Below are 2,085 nucleotides of genomic sequence, written 5' to 3' on the forward strand. Positions count from 1 at the left end.
ATAGCTGGTGGCCAATGGGGAAACAAGAAATACATGAGCATGAAACAGGAAGAAATCGCTGTTTCGGCAACGGCTTAATTTTATTTATATGGCTGCAAATCAATTTTGCGAAATATTATTGACACTACCCCCACGCCTCCACTCCGCCACATTCCCGCCCGCCCCATGGCGGTCAGGAACGTCGTAAACCTATCACGTTATGCGACGTACCGCATTTTTATACTATTTTTCCTTTGAGTATCTTTCGTAAAATTTTATTAATTCTTCTTTTTTGATTTCGCCTTTTGCCACGTTCAAAATTTTATTATACAGCATTTCGTCTTTACAATTTAATGTATATTCGTTTATGTCTAAAAATACTAACGAACTTGCCAATGCAGTTCTTTTATTTCCGTCAATAAATGGATGATTTTGGCATATATGAAACGCATAAGTTGCCGCCATTGCGGGTATCGTTTTATGTAAATATTCTCCGTCGAAACTTGATTGCGGCATATATATCGCGGAACTTAATAAATTTATATCTCTAACCCCATATGTCCCGCCATAGTTTCTAATTTGGTCTTCCAATATAAATAATATTTCCGATAAAGTCAAAAAATGTATCATTTATTCGCCAAGCCGTTTTAACACATTTCCGTATTTTTTGTTTATTCTTCCCAGTGATTCCATAATGTTATTTTCTTGCGTATTTTCAATCGTGGGAGAAAGTATTAAATTTTTGCCGTCGGTACTTAATTCAAAAGTTGTTTCATTGGTTATATTCAACATTTCCAAGATAGGCTTATCAATAACCAAAGCAACGCTATTCCCATGTTGTATGAGTCTTTTAACCATATAATTTACCCTCCAATGAAATTTTCCAACCGATTGTATATTTTTTTATACAACATCCTGTTTATATTGTATACACAATATATGTACTTGTCAACTACTTTTTTTAATATTTTACAAACCAGGTTTGCGGTATGTCGCATAACGTTCCGGCTGTATATGAAGTTTTTTATCGCGCCACAAAAAATTTGTCGAAGTGAGCCGTGGGAATGGAGCGTAGCGGAATGACCTAGGCGAACGGAGACCGAGGGGCTTTAGCCCCGAAGCATATACAGACCTGTTATACGAAGTACCCCCGTACTTTTTCAAATTATCTTTTCAAAATCTATATTTCTATAATATTTACTCTCTTTACTTATTTTTAATTCTTCTATGTCAAATATTTTATTCCCAATATTTTTCTTTATAATATTTTCAAATTGTGGTTTTAATGATTTTAAGTCTTTTGTAATAATTTCAAATACTATTACTAAGTCAATTCCAACATAGTCATGTACAACTCTATTCCGAAAGTCTTTAATTTGCTGCCATTCTATTTTGGGAAATTCCTGTTTTAATGTATTGCTTATTTTTGAAGCATTTTCACCGATATTTGCCAATAATGTCAATGAAGCATTTAAATTTAATTGTTCATTAAGTTCAAATAATTCCTCGGCGTCTTTTACCGTTTCTGTATATTTCCATATTTTCCCAATGTATTCCAGAATATTCAGAAGGTACAACAGATCATTTTTTTCATTGGGTAACATATTTCATATCCTTCTGTGCTCGGTATAAAACGATCGGATTTGCATATTTTTTTATCATAATATCAACTTCTTTTTCAGTTATTTTTTCCAGATCCTTTTTTAAATTAATTAAATTATTGACATTGTAATTTTCTACATCAATGTAAAAATCTATATCATTGGCTTTTTCACCACGAGCAAATGATCCAAAAACACCAATTTTTTCTAAATTGTATTTTTTGAGTATATTTTCGCCTTTTAAAGCCTTTTCTAAGGCAGTTATAGTCTGTATATTCATGTTAATTATTATACAATATTTTAAAGTATCTTACAAGTCCTTTTTGTTTAAATTGTCGACCAATTTAGGGGGTATTTCGTATAACGTTTCGGTTGTTTATGACGTTTTTGCAAGCCCGATAAAGGAACGCGAAGCGTTCCAGGGCTTGCAAAAATGTGGCGGAGAAAAAACGCACAAAGGCCGTAAGGCCGACTGCGGTTTTTCGTAGCCCGAGCCCCGTAGGGG

At 33.5% G+C, this 2,085-nt stretch carries 4 protein-coding genes; all 4 read right to left on the reverse strand.

What is annotated here, in order from left to right:
* Window positions 1-222: 222 nt before the first annotated feature.
* The 4 genes from TPRIMZ1_RS0116080 to TPRIMZ1_RS0116095 all read right to left on the reverse strand — a co-directional run bounded on the left by TPRIMZ1_RS0116080 (window position 223) and on the right by TPRIMZ1_RS0116095 (window position 1,860).
* Window positions 223-597 carry a type II toxin-antitoxin system death-on-curing family toxin gene (locus tag TPRIMZ1_RS0116080; protein ID WP_232616855.1) on the reverse strand — a complete coding sequence of 125 codons (375 nt, stop codon included), beginning with the start codon at window positions 595-597 and terminating at the stop codon, window positions 223-225.
* 12 nt (window positions 598-609) lie between these two features.
* Window positions 610-837, reverse strand: coding sequence for a hypothetical protein (locus TPRIMZ1_RS0116085; protein ID WP_010262687.1), 228 nt, complete (start codon window positions 835-837; stop codon window positions 610-612).
* 302 nt (window positions 838-1,139) lie between these two features.
* A complete protein-coding gene (locus TPRIMZ1_RS0116090; protein WP_010262691.1) occupies window positions 1,140-1,583 on the reverse strand; it encodes a DUF86 domain-containing protein in 444 nt (147 codons plus the stop codon).
* Complete coding sequence (locus TPRIMZ1_RS0116095) at window positions 1,570-1,860, reverse strand: nucleotidyltransferase family protein (RefSeq protein WP_010262693.1); 291 nt, start codon at window positions 1,858-1,860, stop codon at window positions 1,570-1,572. Before TPRIMZ1_RS0116095 ends, TPRIMZ1_RS0116090 begins: the two co-directional genes overlap by 14 nt.
* Window positions 1,861-2,085: the final 225 nt, after the last annotated feature.

The sequence above is a fragment of the Treponema primitia ZAS-1 genome (genome assembly GCF_000297095.1).
Classification (GTDB): domain Bacteria; phylum Spirochaetota; class Spirochaetia; order Treponematales; family Breznakiellaceae; genus Termitinema; species Termitinema primitia_A.

What these genes read in the sequence shown, in the direction of transcription:
- TPRIMZ1_RS0116085 (WP_010262687.1), bottom strand. Translation starts at nt 837, where the DNA reads ATGGTTAAAAGACTCATACAACATGGGAATAGCGTTGCTTTGGTTATT.
- TPRIMZ1_RS0116090 (WP_010262691.1), bottom strand. Translation starts at nt 1,583, where the DNA reads ATGTTACCCAATGAAAAAAATGATCTGTTGTACCTTCTGAATATTCTG.
- TPRIMZ1_RS0116095 (WP_010262693.1), bottom strand. Translation starts at nt 1,860, where the DNA reads ATGAATATACAGACTATAACTGCCTTAGAAAAGGCTTTAAAAGGCGAA.